Source organism: Erwinia rhapontici (assembly GCF_020683125.1).
Taxonomy (GTDB): domain Bacteria; phylum Pseudomonadota; class Gammaproteobacteria; order Enterobacterales; family Enterobacteriaceae; genus Erwinia; species Erwinia rhapontici.
The window spans coordinates 4486432-4511359 of record NZ_CP085627.1 but is presented as its reverse complement, the minus strand read 5'-3'; the positions used below and the strand labels follow the sequence as shown (position 1 = coordinate 4511359).

At 54.7% G+C, this 24928-nt stretch carries 23 protein-coding genes and 3 tRNA genes; 22 read left to right on the top strand and 4 right to left on the bottom strand.

Going from position 1 to position 24928, the window contains the following annotated elements:
• Positions 1–51: 51 nt before the first annotated feature.
• Positions 52–1110 carry a small ribosomal subunit biogenesis GTPase RsgA gene (gene rsgA, locus LJN55_RS20850; RefSeq protein ID WP_133842564.1) on the bottom strand — a complete coding sequence of 353 codons (1059 nt, stop codon included), beginning with the start codon at positions 1108–1110 and terminating at the stop codon, positions 52–54.
• Positions 1111–1229: 119 nt separating this feature from the next.
• Between rsgA and orn the strand changes: the two genes are divergently transcribed.
• From orn to LJN55_RS20830, 4 genes are all read left to right on the top strand, one after another.
• The gene (gene orn, locus LJN55_RS20845; protein ID WP_133842744.1) at positions 1230–1775 is read left to right on the top strand and encodes an oligoribonuclease; all 546 of its coding nucleotides are present in this window, start codon (positions 1230–1232) and stop codon (positions 1773–1775) included.
• Between the two features lie 196 nt (positions 1776–1971).
• Positions 1972–2047, top strand: a tRNA-Gly gene (locus LJN55_RS20840).
• A gap of 28 nt (positions 2048–2075) precedes the next feature.
• Positions 2076–2151 (top strand) — tRNA-Gly (locus LJN55_RS20835).
• Between the two features lie 304 nt (positions 2152–2455).
• Positions 2456–2531, top strand: a tRNA-Gly gene (locus LJN55_RS20830).
• Between the two features lie 314 nt (positions 2532–2845).
• Here LJN55_RS20830 and queG read toward each other — a convergent pair.
• Entirely contained in the window at positions 2846–3985 is a 1140-nt protein-coding gene (gene queG / locus LJN55_RS20825) for a tRNA epoxyqueuosine(34) reductase QueG (RefSeq protein ID WP_227535185.1), read from the bottom strand.
• Here queG and nnr point away from each other — a divergent pair.
• The 14 genes from nnr to rlmB all read left to right on the top strand — a co-directional run bounded on the left by nnr (position 3984) and on the right by rlmB (position 20406).
• A complete protein-coding gene (gene nnr / locus LJN55_RS20820) occupies positions 3984–5507 on the top strand; it encodes a bifunctional ADP-dependent NAD(P)H-hydrate dehydratase/NAD(P)H-hydrate epimerase (protein ID WP_227535184.1) in 1524 nt (507 codons plus the stop codon). The two genes, queG and nnr, sit on opposite strands and share 2 nt — an antisense overlap.
• Positions 5504–5980 carry a tRNA (adenosine(37)-N6)-threonylcarbamoyltransferase complex ATPase subunit type 1 TsaE gene (gene tsaE / locus LJN55_RS20815; RefSeq protein ID WP_133842561.1) on the top strand — a complete coding sequence of 159 codons (477 nt, stop codon included), beginning with the start codon at positions 5504–5506 and terminating at the stop codon, positions 5978–5980. The genes nnr and tsaE overlap by 4 nt, the downstream gene beginning before the upstream one ends.
• Entirely contained in the window at positions 5977–7653 is a 1677-nt protein-coding gene (gene amiB / locus LJN55_RS20810; RefSeq protein ID WP_227535183.1) for an N-acetylmuramoyl-L-alanine amidase AmiB, read from the top strand. The genes tsaE and amiB overlap by 4 nt, the downstream gene beginning before the upstream one ends.
• A gap of 69 nt (positions 7654–7722) precedes the next feature.
• Positions 7723–9570 (top strand): DNA mismatch repair endonuclease MutL, encoded by a 1848-nt coding sequence (mutL, locus tag LJN55_RS20805; RefSeq protein WP_227535182.1) that lies wholly within the window; start codon positions 7723–7725, stop codon positions 9568–9570.
• Entirely contained in the window at positions 9563–10513 is a 951-nt protein-coding gene (miaA, locus tag LJN55_RS20800; RefSeq protein ID WP_133842558.1) for a tRNA (adenosine(37)-N6)-dimethylallyltransferase MiaA, read from the top strand. Before mutL ends, miaA begins: the two co-directional genes overlap by 8 nt.
• A 102-nt stretch (positions 10514–10615) precedes the next feature.
• Positions 10616–10927 carry an RNA chaperone Hfq gene (gene hfq / locus LJN55_RS20795; RefSeq protein ID WP_062745674.1) on the top strand — a complete coding sequence of 104 codons (312 nt, stop codon included), beginning with the start codon at positions 10616–10618 and terminating at the stop codon, positions 10925–10927.
• Between the two features lie 230 nt (positions 10928–11157).
• Positions 11158–12438, top strand: a complete 1281-nt coding sequence (gene hflX / locus LJN55_RS20790) for a ribosome rescue GTPase HflX (RefSeq protein WP_133842557.1) — start codon at positions 11158–11160, stop codon at positions 12436–12438.
• Positions 12439–12506: 68 nt separating this feature from the next.
• Positions 12507–13757 carry an FtsH protease activity modulator HflK gene (gene hflK, locus LJN55_RS20785; protein ID WP_133842556.1) on the top strand — a complete coding sequence of 417 codons (1251 nt, stop codon included), beginning with the start codon at positions 12507–12509 and terminating at the stop codon, positions 13755–13757.
• A 3-nt stretch (positions 13758–13760) separates the two neighbouring features.
• The gene (gene hflC, locus LJN55_RS20780; RefSeq protein ID WP_227535181.1) at positions 13761–14765 is read left to right on the top strand and encodes a protease modulator HflC; all 1005 of its coding nucleotides are present in this window, start codon (positions 13761–13763) and stop codon (positions 14763–14765) included.
• 84 nt (positions 14766–14849) lie between these two features.
• Positions 14850–15050: a DUF2065 domain-containing protein gene (locus tag LJN55_RS20775; RefSeq protein ID WP_133842554.1), complete on the top strand. Its 201-nt coding sequence runs from the start codon at positions 14850–14852 to the stop codon at positions 15048–15050.
• Positions 15051–15183: 133 nt separating this feature from the next.
• Positions 15184–16482, top strand: a complete 1299-nt coding sequence (locus LJN55_RS20770) for an adenylosuccinate synthase (protein WP_133842553.1) — start codon at positions 15184–15186, stop codon at positions 16480–16482.
• A 186-nt stretch (positions 16483–16668) separates the two neighbouring features.
• Positions 16669–17112 carry a nitric oxide-sensing transcriptional repressor NsrR gene (gene nsrR, locus LJN55_RS20765; protein WP_133842552.1) on the top strand — a complete coding sequence of 148 codons (444 nt, stop codon included), beginning with the start codon at positions 16669–16671 and terminating at the stop codon, positions 17110–17112.
• Positions 17113–17128: 16 nt separating this feature from the next.
• Positions 17129–19573, top strand: a complete 2445-nt coding sequence (gene rnr / locus LJN55_RS20760; RefSeq protein WP_133842551.1) for a ribonuclease R — start codon at positions 17129–17131, stop codon at positions 19571–19573.
• 95 nt (positions 19574–19668) lie between these two features.
• Positions 19669–20406: a 23S rRNA (guanosine(2251)-2'-O)-methyltransferase RlmB gene (rlmB, locus tag LJN55_RS20755; RefSeq protein WP_062745656.1), complete on the top strand. Its 738-nt coding sequence runs from the start codon at positions 19669–19671 to the stop codon at positions 20404–20406.
• Between the two features lie 46 nt (positions 20407–20452).
• Here rlmB and bsmA read toward each other — a convergent pair whose 3' ends face one another.
• A complete protein-coding gene (bsmA, locus tag LJN55_RS20750; RefSeq protein ID WP_133842550.1) occupies positions 20453–20779 on the bottom strand; it encodes a biofilm peroxide resistance protein BsmA in 327 nt (108 codons plus the stop codon).
• 43 nt (positions 20780–20822) lie between these two features.
• Positions 20823–22760 carry a methyl-accepting chemotaxis protein gene (locus LJN55_RS20745; RefSeq protein WP_133842549.1) on the bottom strand — a complete coding sequence of 646 codons (1938 nt, stop codon included), beginning with the start codon at positions 22758–22760 and terminating at the stop codon, positions 20823–20825.
• A gap of 198 nt (positions 22761–22958) precedes the next feature.
• Between LJN55_RS20745 and yjfP the strand changes: the two genes are divergently transcribed.
• The 4 genes from yjfP to rpsR all read left to right on the top strand — a co-directional run bounded on the left by yjfP (position 22959) and on the right by rpsR (position 24921).
• Complete coding sequence (gene yjfP, locus LJN55_RS20740; protein ID WP_227535180.1) at positions 22959–23708, top strand: esterase; 750 nt, start codon at positions 22959–22961, stop codon at positions 23706–23708.
• A 262-nt stretch (positions 23709–23970) separates the two neighbouring features.
• Positions 23971–24366 (top strand): 30S ribosomal protein S6, encoded by a 396-nt coding sequence (rpsF, locus tag LJN55_RS20735; RefSeq protein ID WP_034891402.1) that lies wholly within the window; start codon positions 23971–23973, stop codon positions 24364–24366.
• A 5-nt stretch (positions 24367–24371) separates the two neighbouring features.
• The gene (priB, locus tag LJN55_RS20730; RefSeq protein ID WP_159336799.1) at positions 24372–24689 is read left to right on the top strand and encodes a primosomal replication protein N; all 318 of its coding nucleotides are present in this window, start codon (positions 24372–24374) and stop codon (positions 24687–24689) included.
• A 4-nt stretch (positions 24690–24693) separates the two neighbouring features.
• Positions 24694–24921 (top strand): 30S ribosomal protein S18, encoded by a 228-nt coding sequence (gene rpsR / locus LJN55_RS20725; protein WP_062745644.1) that lies wholly within the window; start codon positions 24694–24696, stop codon positions 24919–24921.
• The last annotated feature ends 7 nt before the right edge of the window (positions 24922–24928 follow it).

The window sequence follows — 24928 nt, the reverse complement described above, 5'->3', positions numbered from 1 at the left end:
CCTGACTCTCAGGGCGGCTGCAGGTGGTTCACGCCACGCGGGCAGGTGCAATCAGTTTTTGTCCGTGGTGAAGCGACGGGTTTTACCCTGCACTTCAGACATGGTTTCCAGAATCAGGTGATAGTTAACGAAACGCGATTCGTTGATCTCACCTTTATCCACCGCTTCGCGAATCGCGCAGCCGGGATCGTTGTCATGTTTACAGTCACGGAATTTGCATCCACCCAGATAGTCACGGAATTCGACAAATCCTTGCGTGATTTGTTCCGGCTCCAGATGCCACAAACCAAATTCACGTACGCCTGGGGAGTCAATCACATCACCGCCTTGCGGGAAGTGATAGAGACGGGAGGCGGTGGTGGTGTGCTGACCCAGGCCTGAGTTATCTGAGACGTCATTGGTGAGGATCTCAGCATGGCTCAGTTCCAGCCCCAGCAGAGCGTTCAGCAGGCTGGATTTCCCCACGCCAGACTGCCCGGCGAAGATGCTGATACGATCGGTCAGTGCCTGCTCCAGTTCAACCAGCCCCTCTTTACGATGGCTGGATACCATCAGCACGTTGTAGCCAATATGACGATAGATATCCATTTGCTCATCAACAAAGGCACGGCCTTCATCATCCAGCAAATCGGTTTTATTCAGTACCAGCAATGGCTCAACGCCCAGCGTCTCACAGGCCACCAGATAGCGGTCAATGATGTTCAGCGACAGTTCCGGCAAAATAGCCGAGACCACCACAATCTGATTGATGTTGGCCGCAATGGGCTTCACGCCGTCATAGAAATCAGGACGGGTCAGTACCGAGGTACGTTCATGAACGGCTTCAACAATACCTTTAACGGTGGCACCGCCTTCAACGCCTGGACGCCAGCGCACACGGTCACCGGTCACCAGCGAACGAATGGTGCGGCGGATGTTACAACGGTGAACGGAACCATCCGCATCTTCCACATCAGCATGCATACCAAAACGGCTGATCACCACGCCATCGCGAACTTCACCGAACAGATTGTCATCTGGCTCAGGTTTATCGGCACGCTGCTTCAGGCGACGATCGTGGTTGGCACTTACGCGACGTTGCTGACCCTTGGATAGTTTGTTTTTAGTCACTGTTCCTCACACCGGTTTTGCATATTTCGCCCTGACAGGGCAAAAGGACTATCATACACGCTACTTAACCCTGCAGCCCTATACTCTGCATCATTCGAGTATACATTGTGAGACGTACTATGACTGCCAATGCCAACAACCTGATTTGGATTGACCTTGAAATGACCGGGCTGGACCCGGAGCAGGACCGTATTATTGAGATCGCCACACTGGTGACCGATGCCGATCTGAATATCCTGGCGGAAGGGCCGGTACTTGCTGTCCACCAGTCCGATGCCCAACTGGCGTTAATGGACGAGTGGAATGTGCGCACGCACACCAACAGCGGCCTGGTCGAGCGTGTTAAAGCCAGTCAGTACGATGAAGAAGCCGCCGTGCAGGCCACGATTGCGTTCCTGAAAGAGTGGGTGCCCATCAACAGTTCTCCGATCTGTGGCAACAGCATTGGCCAGGATCGCCGCTTCCTGTTCAAATATATGCCGGAACTGGAAGCCTACTTCCACTATCGTTACCTGGATGTCAGCACGCTGAAAGAGCTGGCGCGTCGCTGGAAACCGGAGATCCTGCCAGGGTTCAAAAAGCAGGGCACCCACCAGGCAATGGACGATATCCGCGAGTCCGTGGCAGAACTGGCCTATTACCGCGAGCATTTCATTCAGCTGTGATGTTTTAACGATCTGGATGAAAAAGGGGGAAACCCCGATAAATGGCTCAAAAATGCCGATTAAATCAGCGCAATGACGTTTTAATCGGCAGTCGGAAGAAAAAAAACAAAAAATGTTAGTGGCAGGGTTGCGAGGAGAGAGAATTCTCGTATAATGCGCACCCCGTACCGGTGAAGAATTTTCATCGTTACCCAGAGCGGGAATAGCTCAGTTGGTAGAGCACGACCTTGCCAAGGTCGGGGTCGCGAGTTCGAGTCTCGTTTCCCGCTCCAATTTTTAAAGCAGTAAAGCACCACCCAAGCGGGAATAGCTCAGTTGGTAGAGCACGACCTTGCCAAGGTCGGGGTCGCGAGTTCGAGTCTCGTTTCCCGCTCCAAAATTTTGATTGTAGACAAGATGTATCGTCTACAACCTGTAGAAAAAGAGCCGAAAGGCTCTTTTTTTATGCCTGAAGATAAGCCATGCCTTTCCTGCAGTGGTCAGCGAATGCCGCCGTGCAGGGTACTTATGTGCGAAAATTGTACAGGCCACGATCGGCATTAAATTTTTTTCACGCAAGTCTTGCCAGCATCAGCAAACGGGTCCATAATAGCGACCTCTCCTCCGGAAGGAAGAGTTAAAAGCTAAAACAATCAAGTAGTTATAAGATGTTTAGCGCAGAAATTCAGCAGTACTCCTAAGCGGGAATAGCTCAGTTGGTAGAGCACGACCTTGCCAAGGTCGGGGTCGCGAGTTCGAGTCTCGTTTCCCGCTCCAAATAAAAATCTTTCTCAATTGCCTTCCAAATTATCCACAGCGCTAAGCGCAGTGCGGTAGCCCGTTTTTACATGGGCCAAAAATGTTTTAAACAGACTTATCCACAGCCTATGTTGTTGATCTTCGCACGCGAAAAAACAGCCGCTAATTAGCTGTAATGCGTAACTTGCTGTTTTATCTATTATTGTGAATATTTCAAATTGTTATCTGGATCACTTGTGGTTTCTGTGACGGTTGAATGACAACGACTTTTTATTTTTATTCACAGCATGTGGAAAAGATTTCGCGTGGGTAATATTCAGCATGTTGTGCAATTAAGCATCACGCGGTAAACCCTTTTCAATGACGCGCACCAGACGTTTTTGCTGGTTGCTCTGAACGTCAACCCTGTTTTCTTCACGTCGTGCTAACTGGCAGCCAATAGCCCAGTCGATATGCTCATCCAGCATGCTGTTTTCGCCACGTCGTGTTTCCAACGCCGCCAGATGCTTTTCATCCCAGGGAGCATTGCCCAGTGCTACCGCAATATTACGCAACCAGCGCAGATGACCAATGCGTCGGATAGCCGATCCCTCCGTGATACGCAGAAATTTCGTTTCATCCCAGGCAAAAAGTTCGATCAACGGTGGGGCGTGTAACACCGCGCGCGGGCTGAAATCATCTTCATCGGTGAGCTGGCCGTAACGGTTCCACGGACAGATCAGCTGGCAGTCATCACAACCATAAATACGATTTCCGATTAATGGACGAAACTCTTCCGGGATCGCGCCTTCTAACTCAATCGTGAGGTAGGAGATACAGCGGCGGGCATCAACGGTATAGGGTTCGACAATCGCGCCCGTTGGGCAGGTGGTGATGCACGCAACACAGCGCCCGCAGTTTTCTTCTACCGGTTCATCTACCGGTAACGGCAGGTCGATCAGTAATTCACCAAGGAAAAACCACGAACCCGCTTCACGATTGAGGATCAGCGAATGTTTGCCTGTCCAACCCAGGCCCGCTTTGGCGGCCAGGGGGCGTTCCAGCAGCGGGGCTGAATCGACAAAGGGCCGGAACTGAGCCTCGCTGCAGTGTTCGCGGATCATATCGCCAAGCTTTTTCAGTCGATTACGTAATACTTTGTGGTAATCGCGGCCAAGGGCATAACGGCTGACATAACCGAGGCGGGGATTTTTTAGCGTACTGGCAAAAGCGGCTTTTGCGGGCAGATAATTCATCCGCACGCTGATCACCCGTAACGTGCCGGGAAGCAGTTCATGGGGACGGGCGCGCATCATGCCATGACGCGCCATCCAGTCCATTTCTCCGTGATATTGTTTATCCAGCCAGGCCTGAAGACGCGGCTCTTCCAGCGTTAAGTCGGTATCACAGATACCCACCTGCTGAAAGCCGAGGTCAAGCCCCCACTGTTTAATATCCAGAGCGAGTTGATGGAAATCGAGAGGATGCGACATGAATAACCTGAACCAGCAAAATGACCCGGTTAGTTTACCCTATTCTGTCTGGCCTGTGGAGGCGATAGCCGGGCTGGAGCGCGAGGGGGCGGACAGTCTGGGTATCACCCTGTTTGAATTGATGCAGCGAGCGGGGGAGGCTGCCTTCAGTCTGCTACGCCAGCAGTGGCCGCATGCGCAACGCTGGGTGATTCTGTGTGGACCGGGTAACAACGGTGGTGACGGTTTTGTGGTGGCGCGCCTGGCGCAGGCGGCCGGTGTGGAGGTGACGCTGATTGCGGTGGAGAGTGACAGCGCGCTGCCGGAGGAAGCTCGTCAGGCACGTGAAAACTGGCTTGCGGCCGGAGGCGTGATCCACGATGTCTCGTTTGCATGGCCAGAAAAGACAGATGTCATTGTTGATGCCCTGCTGGGTACCGGTCTCAATCGCCCTCCTGCTTTTCCCTGTGACCGTCTTATTGAGCAGGCAAACCACCATACTGCGCCGGTTTTCTCTCTGGATATTCCTTCCGGGTTAGTGGCTGCTAACGGGACAGTGCCCGGAGTGGTAATAGATGCCCAACACACGCTGACATTTGTGGGGCTAAAACCAGGTTTGCTAACGGGTAAGGCGCGTGACCATGTCGGTCAGCTACATTGCCACAGTCTGAATCTTGATGCGTGGTTGCAGACCCGGTCTGCGCCCATCGCGCGTTACGATGCTCATCATCTGGCCGCCTGGCTGCCGCCTCGTCGTCCCACCTCGCACAAAGGGGATCACGGGCGACTGCTGGTTATCGGGGGCGATCATGGCACTGCCGGGGCCATTCGAATGACGGCTGAGGCCGCATTACGTTCGGGGTCAGGGCTGGTGCGAGTGCTTACTCACATTGAGAATGTTGGCCCGCTGTTGACTGCACGGCCCGAGCTGATGGTGCAGGAGATGACGGCAGAGACGCTGGATGCAGACCTGGAATGGGCTGATGTCATTGTGATTGGCCCCGGTCTTGGCCAGGGTGAATGGGGTAAGAAAGCCTTGAAAAAGGTAGAAAATACTCAGAAAACGATGCTTTGGGACGCCGATGCGCTTAACCTGCTGGCAATCAGCCCCGATAAACGTCAAAATCGGGTTATTACGCCGCATCCCGGCGAAGCCGCAAGGCTCTTGAACACTAAAGTTAGCGATATTGAGAGTGACCGCTTACTGGCTGTACGGCGTCTGCAAAAGCGTTATGGTGGCGTTGTGGTACTGAAAGGTGCCGGGACGCTCATCGCCAGCGAGCAGGGCGAACTGGCGATTGCTGATGTCGGCAACGCCGGTATGGCCAGCGGGGGAATGGGAGATGTGTTATCTGGTATCATCGGCAGCCTGGCAGGGCAAAAGCTCTCACTGTACGATGCCGCCTGCGCAGGATGCGTAGTGCACGGAGCGGCGGCAGACGCAGTGGCGCAACGTCGCGGTACACGCGGAATGTTAGCCACCGATTTGTTCTCCGAGCTGTATCTGTTTGTCAATCCTGAGATCTCGAATACTAAAGAATGATGACCTGTGTAATTGCGTTGCCCGATGAGGCAGCAACCCTCGCATTGGGTGCCCGCCTGGCCCGCGCCTGTGATGGCGCGGCGACCCTCTATCTCTATGGCGATCTGGGGGCGGGTAAAACCACTTTCAGCCGCGGATTCTTGCAGGCACTCGGCCATCAGGGCAATGTGAAAAGCCCTACCTACACACTGGTTGAGCCCTATGTCCTGCCGGATCGCCGGGTTTATCATTTCGATCTGTACCGCTTGTCTGACCCGGAAGAACTGGAGTTTATGGGAATTCGTGATTACTTTGGCCCTGACAGCTTGTGTCTGGTCGAATGGCCGCAGCAGGGCGCGGGTGTTCTGCCCGAGCCGGATCTGGAACTGCACCTCAGTTATCAGGGGCATGCGCGCGAAGCCTTATTGCGTGCCTGCTCGCCTGCGGGTGAAGTGATGCTGGCGCGGATGACCGCTGAGCAGGGTGGCGCATGATGTTGCGATTGAAAGCCTGGTGTCTGCTGGCGCTGTTCTGCTGTTCATTTAGCTCACTGGCGGCAAATTTATCGGATATTAAAGTCTCGAACGGCAGTAACCAGGCGGAAGTGACCCTGAGCTTTGCCGGTCAGCCCGTCTATGCCTTTTTCCCGCTGCATAACCCGGACCGGGTGGTGCTGGATATTCGCCAGAGCGGGATTGTTCAAGGGCTGCCGCTGAATTTCAGCGGTGAAAATATTGTCAAACGCATTCGTTCCAGTACGGCGAAAGACAGCCAGAGTATCCGGCTTGTCTTTGAGCTCACCCAGCGTGGGAAAACGCGTGCGGTCACCCAGCGTAACGGCAATAATTACAACGTGGTGTTTACCATTACAGGTACGCAGCCTGCCGCACAAACCGCCAGCCCCAATGCGCCAGTCAGCAGTGTCTCCCGTTCACGTCCAGCCAGTCAGCCTGGGAAAAGCCCGTTTGATGCTAATCCGGTGACGTCGGTCAGCAGCGGCAATCAGGTCGCACGCCCGCGCAGCGCGGCCAGTAGCAACGATACGGTGATTGTGGCGATCGATGCCGGTCACGGTGGTCAGGACCCCGGTGCCATTGGCGGCGGTGGCTTGAAAGAGAAAAACGTCACCATTGCGATTGCGCGTAAGCTGAAAGAGCTGCTCAATGCCGACCCGATGTTTAAAGGGGTGATGACCCGCGACGGCGACTACTTCATCTCCGTGATGGGGCGTTCGGATGTGGCGCGTAAACAGAATGCGAATATGCTGGTTTCTATTCATGCTGACGCCGCACCTAACCGCTCAGCATCCGGGGCATCGGTCTGGGTGCTGTCGAACCGTCGTGCCAATAGTGAAATGGCAGGCTGGCTGGAGCAGCATGAGAAGCAATCAGAACTGTTGGGGGGGGCAGGTGACCTGTTAGCCAACAGCCAGGCCGATCCCTACCTGAGCCAGGCAGTGCTGGACTTACAGTTCGGCCATTCGCAGCGTGTCGGCTACGATGTGGCAGTGAAAGTGATTGCGCAGTTGCAACGCGTAGGCGCACTGCACAAACGCCGGCCGGAACATGCCAGCCTGGGCGTATTGCGCTCGCCGGATATTCCTTCTCTGCTGGTGGAAACCGGCTTTATCAGTAACCCTTCGGAGGAGCGACTGCTTGGCAGTAGCGCTTACCAGCAGAAGATTGCCGAGTCGATTTATAAAGGCCTGCGCAACTACTTCCTGGCGCACCCGCTACAATCGATCCCAAAGGAGGAAAACCGACCGTTGCAAGCCGCAACGGCGGTTGAAGTCGAGGCTAACCCGGCACCAACAGCGACCGAATACACTGGCGCAACGCAGCGCCATGTGGTGAAACGCGGTGAAACGTTATCCGGTATCGCCGCCAGCTACGGTGTCAGCATGTCGACACTGCGCTCCATGAACACCCTGAAAAAAGATGTGGTGTGGGTGGGACAGCGTCTGAAAGTGCCAGCAGGCAGTAAAACGGCCGCCATCGCCAGTGTGGCAAAAAGCAAAAAGCCGGCCCTGCATAAAGTGGTCCGTGGCGATTCGCTGACGGCGATTGCGGCGAAATATGGCGTTAGCCCGCAGGCTATCCAGCAGGCGAATAAGATGAAGTCTCAGAATGTGATGCTTGGCCAGACATTAAAAATTCCGGCGTCATAATCTCGTGCGGGGCATACCTCGCCCCTCCCCAGGGGGCAGGCATGCCTGGCCCTTTTCTAAGGATAAATCATGCCCATTCAGGTATTACCGCCACAACTTGCTAATCAGATTGCCGCTGGTGAAGTCGTTGAACGCCCGGCATCGGTGGTGAAAGAGCTGGTGGAAAATAGTCTGGATGCGGGCGCAACGCGCATTGATATCGATATCGAAAAAGGCGGCGCAAAGCTGATCCGCATTCGTGATAACGGTTGCGGCATTACTAAAGATGAGCTGGCGATGGCACTGGCGCGCCACGCCACCAGTAAGATCACGACGCTGGACGATCTTGAGGCGATTATCAGCCTCGGATTTCGTGGCGAGGCGCTGGCCAGTATCAGCTCGGTGTCGCGTCTGATCCTGACATCGCGAACGGAAGCGCAGAGCGAAGCCTGGCAAGCCTATGCCGAAGGGCGCGATCAGGCGGTGACCGTCAAACCGGCGGCGCACCCGGTAGGCACCACGCTGGAAGTGCTGGATTTGTTCTATAACACCCCGGCGCGCCGCAAATTCATGCGCACCGAAAAAACCGAATTTACCCACATTGATGAAGTGATCCGGCGTATCGCGCTGGCACGCTTTGATGTGGCGATCTCCCTCACCCACAACGGAAAGCTGGTGCGTCAGTATCGCGGCGTCAGTGATAGTACGCAGCGTGAGCGCCGTGTGGCGGCCATCTGCGGCACCGCTTTTATGACTCACGCCCTTGCCATTGAATGGCAGCACGGCGATCTGAGTTTACGCGGTTGGGTGGCTGACCCGGTGGGGTCAAAAGCGCTGACGGAATTACAATATTGCTATGTTAACGGCCGCATGATGCGTGACCGTTTGATCAATCACGCTATCCGTCAGGCCTATCAGGACAAACTGGGGGAGCAGCATCAGCCTGCTTATGTCCTGTATCTGGAAATTGACCCGCATCAGGTGGATGTCAACGTACATCCGGCGAAGCATGAGGTGCGTTTTCATCAGTCGCGCCTGGTGCATGACTTTATTTATCAAGGCGTGGTGAGTGTATTACAGGAAACCGGTGCTGAAACACTGCCTGAAATGTCCTCTGCCTCTGCCGAACGTTGGCAGCCGGAAAACCGCCAGGCGGCAGGGGGGAATCATTTTGCTGAACCTGCGCCGGCGACGCTACCGCGTGCTGCCCCGGCGGGAAATACCGGGAGCGGCGGCAATAGCTGGCAGCGGCAGGAGCCGCAGTATCAGAAACGTGAAGGTGCCGTCTATCAGCAACTATTGAACACCCCGGCACGCAGTGAAGAGCCGCGCCCCGTGGCGGTCGCCGCAAAAGAAGACAAACCGGCACCGTTGAGCGGGCATGTGCACAGCTTTGGGCGAGTGCTGACGGTAGTACGTGAACAGTATGCGCTGGTTGACGGAACATCGGGTGTGGCATTAATCGCGCTGGCAGTGGCAGAGCGCTGGTTGAAACAGACACAGCTGGAGCCCGGTAGCGAGGGGTTGAAACCTCAGCCGCTATTGATTCCGGTCCGATTGAAGCTGGAGAAGGCAGAGCGCGAGGCAGGTAACCGAAATGCTGCCTTATTGAGCGAGATGGGCATTGACCTGCTGTTTGACGCTCATCATGTGATGTTACGCGCCGTGCCTTTACCATTACGCCAACAAAATTTACAAAACTTGATTCCAGAAATGTTAGGGTATCTGGCCCGGCAGCAAGATGCTTCAGCGAGCCAGACGGCGCAGTGGTTAGCGCGCCAGTCGGTTTCTGAACATCAGCACTGGAATCACTCGCAGGCGATTACCTTGCTGGCTGAAGTCGAACGACTTTGCCCGCAGTTAGTGAAGTCGCCACCTTCTGGATTATTGCAATACATCGATATTGAATCGGCGATGAACGCCCTGAAGCATGAGTGAACAATCCATGGCTGGCCTGCCTAAGGCAATATTTTTGATGGGGCCTACGGCCTCCGGTAAAACCTCTCTGGCAATTGCATTGCGTCAGGCGTTACCGGTAGAGCTGATTAGTGTTGATTCAGCGCTGATCTACCGCGGGATGGATATTGGTACCGCCAAGCCATCCGCAGAAGAACTTGCGCTCGCGCCCCATCATTTGCTGGACATACGCGATCCGTCTGAGGCCTATTCGGCCGCAGAATTTCGGCGCGATGCACTGGCCGAAATGGCGGAAATTACCCGGCGGGGAAATATTCCGTTGCTTGTTGGAGGCACCATGCTCTATTACAAGGCGTTACTGGAAGGATTATCGCCGTTGCCCTCGGCCGATCCAGAGGTACGTCAGCGTATTGAGCAGATGGCGAACGAAGAAGGCTGGGAAGCCCTTCATCGCCAGTTATGTGATGTAGATCCCGTTGCTGGAAGTCGTATTCATCCGAATGATCCCCAGAGACTCTCGCGAGCACTGGAAGTTTTTTTTATTTCGGGTAAAACTTTAACGGAACTGACAAAAACGTCGGGCGATCCCCTGCCATATGATGTCTCACAGTTTGCTATCGCACCGGCGAGCCGTGAACTGATTCATCAGCGTATTGAGCAGCGGTATCATCAGATGCTGGCGTCAGGATTTGAAGCGGAAGCTCGGGCGCTTTTTGCCCGAGGTGATTTGCATACGGACATGCCTTCCATTCGTTGTGTTGGTTATCGCCAGATGTGGTCATTTTTATCCGGTGAAATTGATTACGATGACATGGTTTATCGGGGAATTTGCGCAACCCGGCAGTTGGCGAAACGACAGATGACCTGGTTACGCGGCTGGAAGGAAGTTCACTGGCTTGACAGCGAACAGCCTGATGCTGCTTACCACCGAGTGTTACAGGTTCTTAGTGCGAAGCCTGGGTGATTGTGTACAATTGGTGCATTATCTTGCGCAAATTTTTTACGTCGTATTTCGAACCTTATGGTTCTTAAGTTACAAACAACAAGCATATAAGGAAAAGATAGAATGGCTAAGGGGCAATCATTGCAAGATCCGTTCTTGAACGCACTGCGTCGCGAACGTGTTCCGGTTTCGATTTATTTGGTAAATGGCATCAAACTTCAGGGCCAGATCGAGTCGTTTGATCAATTTGTTATTCTTTTGAAAAACACGGTTAGCCAGATGGTGTACAAGCACGCGATCTCTACCGTTGTTCCGTCCCGTCCGGTCTCCCACCATAGCAACAATGCAGGTGGCGGAAGCAGCAACTATCATCATAGCGGAAGTAACCAGGGGGCAGCTTCTCAGCCTCAGCAAGACAGTGATGACGCTGAATAAGTAGCGTGGCTGTCCCTCCAAGACGGGGAGTCTTATAATCCCGGTTCCCCGTCCTGGCAATATTTTTATGGCAACGAATCTATCGCCTGGCTTCCTTATTGCGCTTAAGACATTAAGTGAATCCATGCAAAAAACGCCGTTTAGTGAGCTGAACGCGCATTTTGAATCTGGTTTTGACGCAGTATGGCCAACGCGCAGCAGGTTTAACAAAGTATCGAGAGGTTTTCAGTTTGTTTGACCGTTATGATGCCGGTGAGCAGGCCGTACTGGTGCACATCTATTTCTCGCAAGACAGAGATACAGAAGATTTACAGGAGTTTGAAACTCTGGTGTCTTCTGCTGGCGTAGAAGCGCTGCGTGTCGTTACAGGCAGCCGCAAGGCGCCACACCCCAAATATTTTGTCGGTGAAGGAAAGGCTGTAGAAATTGCCGATGCGGTAAAAGAGAGCGGTGCCTCCGTGGTGCTGTTCGATCACGCCTTGAGTCCGGCACAGGAGCGAAACCTGGAAGCCCTGTGTGAGTGCCGCGTCATTGACCGCACCGGACTGATCCTGGATATCTTCGCCCAACGCGCCCGAACCCATGAAGGTAAATTGCAGGTTGAGCTGGCGCAGCTGCGTCACCTTGCCACGCGACTGGTTCGCGGTTGGACGCACCTTGAACGCCAGAAAGGCGGTATTGGTCTACGCGGCCCGGGTGAAACCCAGTTAGAAACCGACCGTCGTTTACTGCGTAACCGTATTACGCTGATTCTTTCCCGTCTTGAACGCGTCTCTAAGCAGCGCGAGCAGGGCAGGCAGGCCCGTAACAAGGCCGATGTCCCAACCGTTTCGCTGGTGGGATACACCAACGCCGGTAAGTCCACATTATTCAACCGCCTGACCACCTCCGAGGTGTATGTGGCTGACCAACTGTTTGCCACCCTCGACCCGACGTTACGTCGTGTTGATGTGGTTGATGTGGGCGAAGTGGTACTGGCCGATACCGTGGGTTTTATTCGCCATCTGCCCCATGATCTGGTGGCGGCTTTTAAAGCCACGTTGCAGGAAACCCGTGAGGCGACGCTGTTGCTGCACGTGATTGATGCAGCGGATGCCCGGCTTGATGACAACATCGAAGCGGTCAACGTGGTGTTGGAAGAAATTGAATCCGATGAAATCCCCAGCCTGCTGGTGATGAATAAAATCGATATGCTGGATGATTTTGTTCCGCGTATCGACCGTGATGAAGAAAACCTGCCCATCCGTGTCTGGCTTTCAGCCCAGACGGGGGAAGGAATTCCACTGTTATTCCAGGCGCTGACTGAGCGCCTGGCCGGTGAAATCGCGCAGTATGATTTACGCCTGCCGCCAGCAGCTGGGCGGTTACGTAGCCGCTTTTACCAGTTGCAGGCGATAGAGAAAGAGTGGAATGAAGACGATGGTAGCGTAGGGTTACATGTGCGCATGCCAATCGTTGACTGGCGTCGCCTGTGTAAACAGGAACCCTCGCTGGTCGATTATATTGTTTAACTGATGTTGCCTGACACGTGTATCCCGGCCTGGGATACCACCGCACACACAATTAATGGAGTATAAACATGGCGTGGAATCAGCCCGGGAATAACGGACAGGACCGCGACCCGTGGGGAAGCAGCAATAACCAAGGCGGCAACTCTGGGGGAAATAAAGGAGGGCGCGATAAGGGGCCTCCTGATTTAGATGATATCTTCCGTAAGCTGAGCAATAAGCTCGGTGGCCTGGGCGGTGGTAAAAAAGGCGGTGACGGCAACGGCAGTGGCCAGCGCAAACCCGGCAATGCCGGACGTCTGGTCGGTATCGTGGCGGTAGCAGCAGTGGTTATCTGGGCTGCCAGCGGCTTCTATACCATCAAAGAGGCCGAGCGCGGCGTGGTAACACGCTTCGGGAAGTTCAGTCATCTGGTCGAGCCGGGTCTGAACTGGAAACCGACCTTCGTTGATCAGGTGCGTGCGGTGAACGTGGAGGCGGTGCGTGAGCTGTCGGCTTCCGGCACCATGCTGACCTCTGATGAAAACGTTGTGCGCGTTGAGATGAACGTGCAGTACCGCGTGACCAACCCGGAACGTTATCTGTTTGCTGTGACCAGCGCTGATGACAGCCTGCGTCAGGCAACCGACAGCGCCCTGCGTGGCGTTATCGGTCGTTCAACCATGGACCGTATTCTGACCGAAGGCCGTACCGTGGTGCGTAGCGAAACCCAGCGTGAGCTGGAAGAAACTGTGCGTCCGTACGATATGGGTATTACCCTTCTGGACGTCAACTTCCAGACAGCGCGTCCGCCGGAAGATGTGAAAGCCTCCTTCGATGATGCGATTGCTGCACGTGAAAACCGTGAGCAGGCTGTTCGTGAAGCGGAAGCTTACGCTAATGACAAACTGCCACGTGCACGTGGTGATGCACAGGGGATTCTGGAACAGGCTCGTGCCTACAAATCTCGTGTCACACTGGAAGCGCAGGGTGAAGTCGACAGCTTCGCGCGTATTCTGCCGGAGTACAAAGCGGCACCGCAGATTACCCGTGAACGTCTGTATATCGAAACCATGGAGCGCGTGCTGGGCCATACCCGCAAGGTGCTGGTTAACGATAAAGGCAGCAATCTGATGGTATTGCCACTGGATCAGCTGATGCGTGGCCAGGGCGGTGCATCTGCCAGTGGTCAGGATGGAAGCGGCGGTCTGCTGCGTCTGCCACCGGCATCAGGCAGTAACGAGCGCGCCAGCGGCAGTTCGTCGTTCAGTCCGGACGACATTATGGATCAGCGCCGGGTGAATGCTCAGCGTAACGATACCCAGCGCGAAGGGAGAGAGTAAGCGATGCGTAAGCCATTAATCGTACTATTGATTGTTGTGCTGGTGGTGCTGTACGCGTCACTGTTTGTTGTGCAGGAAGGCCAGCGTGGCATTGTGATGCGCTTCGGTAAAGTACTGCGCGATTCTGAAAATAAACCTCTGGTCTACGCGCCAGGCCTGCACTTCAAGATCCCGTTCCTGGAATCTGTGAAGTCACTTGATGCGCGTATTCAGACGATGGACAACCAGGCCGATCGCTTCGTCACTAAAGAGAAGAAAGACCTGATCGTTGATTCCTACATCAAATGGCGTGTCAGCGACTTTAGCCGTTACTACCTCGCCACCGGCGGTGGTGATGTCTCTCAGGCCGAAGTGCTGCTGAAACGTAAGTTCAGTGACCGTCTGCGTTCTGAGATTGGTCGTCTGGATGTCAAAGACATCGTGACTGACTCTCGTGGCCGTCTGACGACTGATGTACGTGATGCGCTGAACACCGGTAGTGCAGGCCAGGATGATGAAGTGGCAACGCCAGCCGCCGATGATGCGATTGCATCTGTAGCGAAACGCGTTGAAAGCGAGACGAACAGCAACGAACCGGCTATCAACCCGAACAGTATGGCGGCGTTGGGTATCCAGGTGGTTGATGTGCGCATCAAGCAGATTAACCTGCCAACGGAAGTGTCTGACGCTATCTATGCACGTATGCGTGCCGAGCGTGAATCTGTTGCCCGTAGCCAGCGTGCTCAGGGTGCAGAAGAAGCCGCGAAGGTCAGAGCTCAGGCAGATTATGAAGTTGAACGTACACTGGCTGAAGCGCGCCGTCAGGCTCTGATTACTCAGGGTGAAGGCGATGCGGAAGTGGCGAAACTGTTTGCGAATGCATTCAGCCAGGACCCAGACTTCTATGCGTTTATCCGCAGCCTGCGTGCTTACGAAAATAGCTTCAAGAGCAATCAGGACGTCATGGTGCTCAGCCCGGATAGCGACTTCTTCCGCTTTATGAAGAGCCCGTCTACCACGACGCGCTAATCCGCTGATAGTGCACTCTAAGGGCCGGAAATTCCGGCCCTTTTTTTATGTTTCTTTTAATGGCAAAGACAGTGAGTGAATAACATGAACGCAACAGTGTGGATGGCGCTGGGGTTAGTGCTGGTATTTGAGGGATTAGGCCCGATGCTGTATCCGCGCCTCTGGCGGCGGATGATCATCACCATGGCGCGGATGCCGGATGGCCTGCTGCGGCGAGTCGGGGGTGGTCTGGTGGTTGCCGGTGCGGTGATCTACTACATGGTGAGCCGGGGTAATGGTGGTTAAGTGTGTCGCGTACTGTAATCCCGCCGCACAAAGTGCTAACTGGTAAAAAAGTACGCAATCGTATGCTAAAACTGCTGAAAGAGGGAAATGACGATGGTAGAATCCTTTTTTAAGCAATCGGTGATTTTGAAAAATGGGTAAGAACGTCGTCGTACTGGGCACCCAATGGGGTGACGAAGGTAAAGGTAAGATAGTTGACCTCCTGACAGAACGTGCAAAATACGTTGTGCGCTACCAGGGAGGCCATAACGCTGGCCATACGCTAGTCATCAACGGTGAGAAAACCGTCCTCCACTTAATTCCATCTGGCATCCTGCGTGAGAACGTCACCAGCATCATCGGCAACGGTGTTGTGCTGTCTCCTGCTGCGCTGATGAAAGAGATGAAAGGTCTGGAAGATCGCGGCTTCCCGGTACGCGAGCGTCTGTTCATTTCTGAAGCCTGCCCACTGATCCTTGAGTATCATGTGGCGCTGGACGTTGCTCGCGAAAAAGCGCGCGGCGCGAAAGCCATCGGCACCACCGGTCGTGGTATCGGCCCGGCTTATGAAGATAAAGTGGCTCGCCGTGGTCTGCGTGTTGGCGACCTCTTCAACAAAGAAACCTTCGCTGCAAAGCTGAAAGAAGTCATGGAATTCCATAACTTCCAGCTGGTGAACTACTACAAAGTTGAAGCGGTAGACTACGACAAAGTGCTGGCGGATACCCTGGCGATTGCCGATATCCTGACTGGCATGGTGGTTGACGTTTCCGAACTGCTGGACGGTGCGCGTAAGCGTGGCGATCTGATCATGTTCGAAGGCGCGCAGGGCACATTGCTGGATATTGACCACGGTACTTATCCGTATGTAACCTCGTCTAACACCACCGCAGGTGGCGTAGCAACGGGTTCAGGCATTGGTCCACGTTACGTTGACTATGTGCTGGGTATCGTGAAAGCGTACTCCACTCGTGTGGGTGCTGGCCCGTTCCCGACTGAACTGTTTGACGAAACCGGCGAGTTCCTGTGCAAGCAGGGGAACGAGTTCGGTGCCACAACGGGGCGTCGTCGTCGTACTGGCTGGCTGGATGCGGTTGCCGTGCGCCGTGCGGTTCAGATCAACTCCCTTTCTGGCTTCTGCATGACCAAACTGGACGTGCTGGATGGCCTGAAAGAAGTGAAAATCTGTGTTGCTTACCGTATGCCAGATGGCCGCGAAGTCACTACCACCCCGCTGGCAGCAGAGGGTTGGGAAGGCATTGAGCCCATCTATGAAACCATGCCAGGCTGGTCGGAGACGACGTTTGGTGTGAAAACGCTGGAAGGTCTGCCGCAGGCAGCGCTTGACTACATCAAGCGCGTTGAAGACGTAACCGGAGTGCCGATTGATATTATTTCTACCGGCCCGGATCGTAGCGAAACCATGATTCTGCGCGACCCGTTTGACGCATAATTCCGTTTCAGGCCGGGCATTGCCCGGCCAGCTTTTATTTAGTACCGGTTTCCTGCCGTTCCCTTCTGCCGTTCTCACCTTAAATAAAATGGCCCGGCTAGCCGTGGCTGGTTTATTATCATTGTTAACCATACAAATTCTTGAGCGGATCACAACTTCATATGCGGTTGTATCTCTGAGGTTACCGTGCAGCTAACCAGTTTCACCGATTACGGTTTACGTGCGCTGATCTATCTCGCTTCGCTACCCGCAGGCCAGATGACCAGTATCAGTGAGGTGACTGACACCTACGGTGTGTCACGTAATCATATGGTCAAAATTATCAATCACCTTAGTCGTGCCGGGTACATTGCAGCAGTGCGTGGCAAAAATGGCGGTATCCGTTTGGGTAAACCCGCCGAAGATATTGTGATTGGTCAGGTGGTACGCGCGCTGGAACCCCTGCAGTTGGTGAACTGTCACAGTGACTTTTGTCACATCACCTCAGCCTGCCGCCTGAAAAAAGCGCTGCATGATGCCGTACAGAGTTTTCTGCACGAGCTTGATCAATACACCCTGGCCGACCTGGTTGAAAACAACAATCCGCTCTACCAAATTTTGCTGAGTGAAAGACCTTCACTGAGCAGCTGACAACGGAGGAACCTCGATGTCACACGATCCCTTTCAGGAACGAGAAGCTGAAAAGTACGAAAACCCTATTCCAAGCCGCGAGTTCATTCTTGCCCACCTGGACAAACGTGAAAAACCGGCCAGCCGTGAAGAGCTGGCAGAAGAATTAGCGATAAGCGGAGAAGAGCAGACTGAAGCGCTGCGTCGCCGCCTGCGCGCCATGGAGCGTGACGGGCAGTTAGTGTTTACCCGCCGCCAGTGCTACGCGCTGCCGGAACGCCTGGACCTGTTAAAAGGTAAAGTCATCGGTCACCGCGATGGCTTCGGCTTCTTACGCATTGAAGGCAGCAAAGATGACCTTTATCTCTCTGCCGAACAGATGAAAATGTGCATGCACGGGGACATGATCCTCGCGCAGGCCATGGGCGCTGACCGTAAAGGTCGCCGCGAAGCACGCGTGGTTCGCGTGGTTGAACCGCGTAACGCCCAAATTGTTGGCCGCTACTTCACTGACTCCGGTGTAGGTTTTGTGGTGCCGGATGACAGCCGTCTGAGCTTCGACATCCTGATCCCGGCTGAAGAGCTGATGGGTGCTCGCATGGGCTTTGTGGTGGTGGTGGAGCTGACTCAGCGTCCCACCCGTCGTAGCAAAGCCGTGGGTAAAGTCGTTGAAGTGCTCGGCGACAATATGGGCACCAGCATGGCCGTCGATATGGCGCTGCGCACCCATGATATTCCGCATGAATGGCCGGAAGCGCTGGAAAAACAGATTGCTCATCTGAGCGAAGAAGTGCCGGAAGATGCCAAACAGGGCCGCGTTGATCTGCGCGATCTGCCGCTGGTGACCATCGATGGCGAAGACGCACGTGACTTTGATGACGCCGTTTTCTGTGAACGTAAACGCGGCGGCGGCTGGCGTCTGTGGGTAGCGATCGCCGACGTGAGCTACTACGTGCGTCCTGGCACCCCGCTGGACGATGAAGCGGTTAACCGTGGTACTTCGGTGTACTTCCCGTCTCAGGTGGTGCCAATGCTGCCGGAAGTGCTGTCCAACGGCCTGTGTTCCCTGAACCCGGAAGTGGACCGTCTGTGTATGGTGTGCGAGATGACCATCTCCTCCACCGGTAAGCTGACCGGCTATAAGCACTACGAAGCGGTGATGAACTCCTTCGCGCGTCTGACGTACAACAAAGTGTGGAACATCCTCCAGGGGCATCAGGAACTGCGCCAGCAGTATGAGCCGCTGGTAAAAGACCTTGAAGAGCTGCACCGCATGTACCTGGCGCTGGAAAAGTCGCGTGAACAGCGTGGCGGTATCTCGTTTGAAACCGATGAAGCGAAATTTATCTTCAATGCCGATCGTCGTATTGAACGCGTGGAGCAGGTTTCTCGTAACGATGCGCACAAGCTGATTGAAGAGTGCATGATCTTAGCGAACATTGCCTCGGCGCGTTACGTTGAGAAAAACAACGAGCCAGCGCTGTTCCGCGATCACGACCGTCCAGGCGATGAAAGCATCAAGAGCTTCCGTTCCGTGCTGAATGAACTGGGCCTGACGCTGCCGGGTGGCGATAAGCCGCAGCCGGTCGATTACTCAGCGCTGCTGAGCCAGATCGCAGGTCGTCAGGATCACGAGATGCTGCAAACCATGCTGCTGCGTTCGATGAAGCAGGCGGTTTATGACCCGGAAAACCGTGGCCACTTTGGCCTGGCGCTGGCGTCCTATGCGCACTTTACGTCGCCTATTCGTCGTTACCCTGATCTGCTGTTACACCGTGCCATCAAGTATCTGCTGGCGAAAGAAGCAGGCACCTTGCAGGGCAATACCACCCCAACGGGCGGATTCCACTACGAGATGCCGCAGATGCTGCAACTGGGCCAGCACTGTTCGCTGACAGAGCGCCGCGCGGATGAAGCGACCCGTGATGTTGCGGACTGGCTGAAGTGTGACTTTATGCAGGATCAGGTCGGGGAAACCTTTACTGGCGTGATCTCCAGCGTGACCGGGTTTGGCTTCTTTGTACGTCTGACTGACCTGTTTATCGACGGTCTGGTTCATGTGTCTACCCTGGATAATGACTACTATCGCTTTGATGCGATAGGTCAGCGTCTGATCGGTGAATCCGGCGGCCGTACCTATCGCCTCGGCGACACGGTAGAAGTGCGTGTTGATGCGGTGCATATGGACGAACGTAAGATCGACTTCGCCCTGATCTCAAGCAGCCGTAAACCGCGTGGCGAAGGGAAAACCGAACGCGAACGCGAAAAACGTGCGGCACCGAAGAACAGCGGCAACCGCCGTCGTGCACCGCGCAAAGGGGCCAACTTTGAGCCGGACAGCGCTTTCCGTCCGGCCAAAGCCGCTGACGGTGCTGCTCCCGCCGCCGCGAAAGAGAAAAAACCGCGTAAGCCATCGGATAAAACCCGTAAAATCGGTGCTGCCACTCGTGCGAAGCGGGCGAAGAAAACCGACGGCGCATAACCGCATCCGGGCGACGCGTGCGTCGCCCCTACAGCGTAGGGGTCAGGCATGCCTGACCCGCACACGCGCAAATAACGAACTACTGAGTCAATGAAATGAGTGAAATTGTTTTTGGTATCCACGCCGTACAGGCGCTGCTCGACAGCGATCCACAGCGTTTCCAGGAAGTGTTTATCCTGAAAGGGCGTGACGATCGCCGGTTGCAGACGCTGGTTAAAGCGCTGGAAGCGCAGGGCATCGTTATTCAGGTCGCGAGCAAGCAGGTACTGGATAGCAAATCAGAAGGCGCTGTTCACCAAGGGATCATTGCCCGTGTGAAACCAGGGCGTCAATATCAGGAAGGCGATCTGCCGGATCTGCTGGCCAGTCTGGACAGTCCGTTCCTGCTGATCCTTGATGGCGTGACCGACCCGCATAACCTCGGCGCCTGCATGCGCAGCGCGGATGCAGCAGGTGTGCATGCGATCATTCTGCCAAAAGACCGTTCAGCCCAGCTGAATGCCACGGCGAAAAAAGTCGCCAGCGGCGCGGCAGAACATATCCCGCTGATCCGAGTCACCAACCTGGCGCGCACCATGCGTGTGTTGCAGGAAGCAAATGTGTGGATTGTGGGCACCGCAGGTGAAGCTGACCATACGCTGTACCAGAGCAAAATGACTGGCCCAATGGCGCTGGTGATGGGTGCAGAAGGGGAAGGCATGCGTCGTCTGACGCGTGAGCACTGTGATGAGTTGATTAGCATTCCGATGGCGGGCAGCGTCTCTTCGCTCAACGTCTCGGTTGCCACAGGTGTTTGCCTGTTTGAAGCGGTGCGTCAGCGCAGCGCGAAATAACTGTCCGGGGCGTGTTCGCGCCCCGATATTCTCTGATATTCCCCGATTACTTCACGCCACTGTCAGTTATACCTGCCCCATAGAAAATCGCACTGGCGTACCACAGACCCGGTGCCACCGTCTCATTGACCAGCAGCACTTGATAGTAACGTGCGCCGGCGGCATTGGCTTTCGCTGCCAGTGCCCGCACGGCATCATCCGGCGATCCCCGCACGGTCACGCTGGCACTACCGAGGCGTGGCAAAGCGGCACTTTGCGCACGGTTGATCTCTACCGCCTGTGCGCCAGGCGGCGGGGGAGGCTGCGGCGTACTTTTCAGCACGCTACAGCCGCTTAACAACAGGGCAAACAGCAAAGCGGTTATCAGACGCATCGTCATCATCTCAACAAGATACCGACAATCAGTGTACGCCAGTTTATGACTTGACGTTAAACACCTGTACCAGTTCGTTAAGGTGATGTCCCTTACGGCTAAGCTCCTGCGCGGTCTGCTCAGAATGTATCACCAGTTCGCTGTTCTGATGCGTGGCCTGACCAATCTGTGCCATCGCAATATTAACATGACCGATGCCAGTCGATTGCTCGTGTGAGGCCACGTTAATCTCACTCATTAATGCCTTCACCTGATCAATGCGCCCGGTAATGTTATCCATCGCCTGGCGGGTTTGTTCAGACAGGTCGTGCCCCTGCACCACTTTACGCAATGAGTCGGCAATCAGATGGTCAATCTCTTTGGCCGCATGTGCACTGCGTTGTGCCAATGCCCGTACTTCGGCAGCGACCACCGCGAAGCCTTTCCCGTTTTCTCCGGCACGCGCCGCTTCTACCGCTGCATTCAGGGCGAGAATATTGGTCTGGAAAGCAATCGACTCGATCACCTGGGTGATATCTGCAATGCCCTGTGATGCCGTCTTGATATCGGACATGGTGACTACCGACTGGCCAACGGTGGCTGAGCCTTTGCTAACTGCCTCGGCTGCTTCACCAACCAGGCGCAGTGCCTGAGTGACATTCCCGGCGTTCTGTTCCACCGTGGCGCCAAGCTGCTCCATACTCGCGGACGTTTCCTCAACGCTGCTGGCCTGGCGGGTAATCTGCTCGCTGATGTTACTGCTGCTGGTCACAATAGCTTCGGTTCCGCTGGCGATCTCATCGGCAGCGTGACGTACCTGAGCGACAACGCGCTCCAGCCCGTCGCCGATGCCGTTAATCGCCACGATCAACTGTCCCACTTCGTCCTGGCGGCGGGTGCTCAATGTCGCCAGTAAATTACCGGCCGCATACTCTCGCGCCAGTGTGATCACCTGTTGGAGTGGCTGGCTCAGCCAGCGGCGAGTGATCCAGACGAACAGCACGGCAAACAGCCCCACCAATGCGGCACCGATCAGCAGAAACAGATTCCGTGTCTGTTGAACAGGTGCCAGCAGGCTGGCCTTGTCAACGTCACCTACCACGACCCAATTCCACTCCGGTAAATATTGCCAGGCGAGGATTCGCTCCTTCCCGTTATCGTCAGTGGTTTCCAGTGTTCCTCGAGGCTGGCTTAACAGCTGCTGCCGGGCCTCCTGCGGCAGATCCGGCATTTTACCTTCAAGGGAAGAGTGGAACAGATAGTGGCCATTCAGTTTCCCCGGTGCACGGTTTAGCACGTAAAAAAATCCACTGTCGCCGAGATGCTTCGCCAGCACTTTTTGGCGGATGACTGCATACTGTTTCGTGATATCTACACCGACAAACAGGATGGCAATCACCCGGCCAGCGTCATCACGTACCGGCTGGTACTGGGTGATGTAGCGCTTGCCAAACAGCAGGGCGACACCGCGAAAAATCTCGCCTTTCTGTATCGGTTGCCAGGCGGGGCTGCTATGGTCAAGCCGGGTGCCGATAGCACGTTCACCATCCTCTTTACGCAAGGAGGTGGAGATGCGGATAAATTCGTCGTCCTGGGTACGGACGAAAATGGTGGCGATGGCACCAGTACGTTCCTGGAAATCATCTACCAGTACCTGATCAAGGTTCAGGGTGCGCAGCCCGGCACGCAGAGTGGGTGTCTGCTGTTCACCGACTGCGATGTGCTGTGATTCATCCAGCGAAAAGCGCTTCGGCAGGAAGCTCTGGAATAATCCGGTGTAGTTGCTGACTTCTTCAGCCAGGGTGGTGTTAAACATGCTGGCCATATCGCCGATGCCATCCACCTGGTTATCCATATCGGCCAGTGTCAGGGTATGGACTTGTTTTGCTGCATTGTGGCTCAGGGTCAGGGTTAAAATAATAAACAGCACTGCCACGGTCAGCGAGGTCAGTACCGAAAGTTTTACGCCCAGACTCCATGTCTTGAGAGAGAGACGTTTCATCGTTATGCCTTAAATCGTTAGGGTCTTACACGAGTTAACGGCAGGGGATGGGTAAAATTTACCCTATAAACTCAGTGGGAATTCGGCGTAGTTTATTGTGAGATATATCACATTAGTGCTCTTTTACTGTTAATCCCTAAAGCGGCGCTATGTTCCTGAAAAAAGAGCGTGCCGTGATGAATTTGACAAGGAGATGTAATGATTGAAGTCAACACAGAAATTTTCGCCAATATCGAATGTTTACATGCCTGTCCGGCAGGAAAAATGCACGAACCGCTCCCCACGGTGCTGTTCTATCATGGCTACACCTCGTCAAAAGAGGTCTATTCCTACTTTGCTGTAGCGCTGGCGCAGGCGGGTTTCCGTGCCATTCTGCCCGATGCGGATATGCACGGGGCGCGTTACAACGGTGACGATGAGCGACGAGTGACTCACTTCTGGGAGATCCTGCGCAGCAATATTGACGAATTACCGGATATTGAACGAGCGCTGCGTGAACAGAAACTCGTGGATGGCGCACGGCTGGCGGTCGCCGGAGCGTCGATGGGCGGGATGACCGTGCTGGGCGCACTGGCTCGCTACCCACAGCTGCGCAGCGCGGCCTGTATGATGGGATCAGGCTATTTCAGCCAACTGGCACAGACACTGTTTCCGCCGTTTGTTGCGCGTAGCCCGGATGAGCGCAAAACACTGGCTGAACGACTGGCGCCGCTGGCGGAATATGAGGTCAGCCATCAGCTCGATAAACTGGCTAACCGGCCTCTGCTGGTGTGGCACGGCGAGGCGGATGATGTAGTTCCCGCCGCTGAAAGCGTCAGGCTGGAGAAAGCACTCCGTGAAAGCGGGCAGAACGCGAATCTGACCTTCCTGACGGAAAAAGGCATTGGACACCGCATCACACCGCCTGCGTTGACCGCCATGACGGCATTTTTTAAACATCATTTGTAATTTTTGGGGATGCGCGAAGAAAAAGACCGCCCCCAACCGTAGGGCGGGGCCTTCTTTTCTGGTTCCCCCGAAATACCCTGCTGAACACCAATCTTTACCTTGTGTTATCCCCTCCCCGCAAGTATGATTACGCGTCAATTTTTCAGCCGCATTCTCAGGTTGTGACCCGGCACTATTTGGTCACGGCTTATAACGTTCCTTGCTTCCATGGGCCGCGGTTGACCCCGACAGGAGGCTGAATAATCCGTAAGGAGCAAATTCGATGCGTCATTACGAAATCGTATTTATGGTTCACCCTGACCAAAGCGAACAGGTTCCTGGCATGATCGAGCGTTACTCTGCAACCATCACTGGTGCAGAAGGTACGATCCACCGCCTGGAAGACTGGGGCCGTCGTCAGCTGGCTTACCCGATCAACAAACTGCACAAAGCCCACTACGTTCTGCTGAACGTTGAAGCTCCGCAGGAAGCGATCGATGAGCTGGAAACTAACTTCCGCTTCAACGACGCCGTTATCCGCAGCATGGTTATGCGCGTTAAGCACGCGGTAACTGAAGCATCTCCGATGGTTAAAGCGAAAGATGAGCGTCGTGATCGTCGCGAAGATTTTGCTAATGAAACCTCTGATGATGCAGATGCTGGGGATTCTGAAGAGTAATTTCCGTGACGGCTAACCGACTGACGCTGTCTGGCACTGTGTGCAAGACGCCAATGCGAAAAGTCAGCCCGTCAGGAATTCCACACTGCCAGTTCGTGCTTGAGCATCGTTCAGAGCAGGTGGAAGCCGGTTTTAACCGGCAAGCCTGGTGCCGTATGCCGGTGATTATCAGCGGCAAAGCCCATCAGGCGATTACTCAAAGTATAACGGTCGGCACGCAGCTAACTGTTCAGGGTTTTATTTGCAGCCATCAAGGGCGCAACGGCCTGAACAAACTCGTACTGCATGCCGAGCAGATTGAATTGATAGATTCTGGAGACTAGCCAAATGGCACGTTATTTCCGTCGTCGCAAGTTCTGCCGTTTCACAGCGGAAGGCGTTCAAGAGATCGATTATAAAGATATCGCAACGCTGAAAAATTATGTCACTGAAAGCGGTAAGATCGTACCGAGCCGTATCACCGGTACTCGCGCAAAATACCAGCGTCAGCTGGCTCGTGCTATCAAGCGCGCGCGTTACCTGTCCCTGCTGCCGTACACTGATCGTCATCAGTAACGGCAAC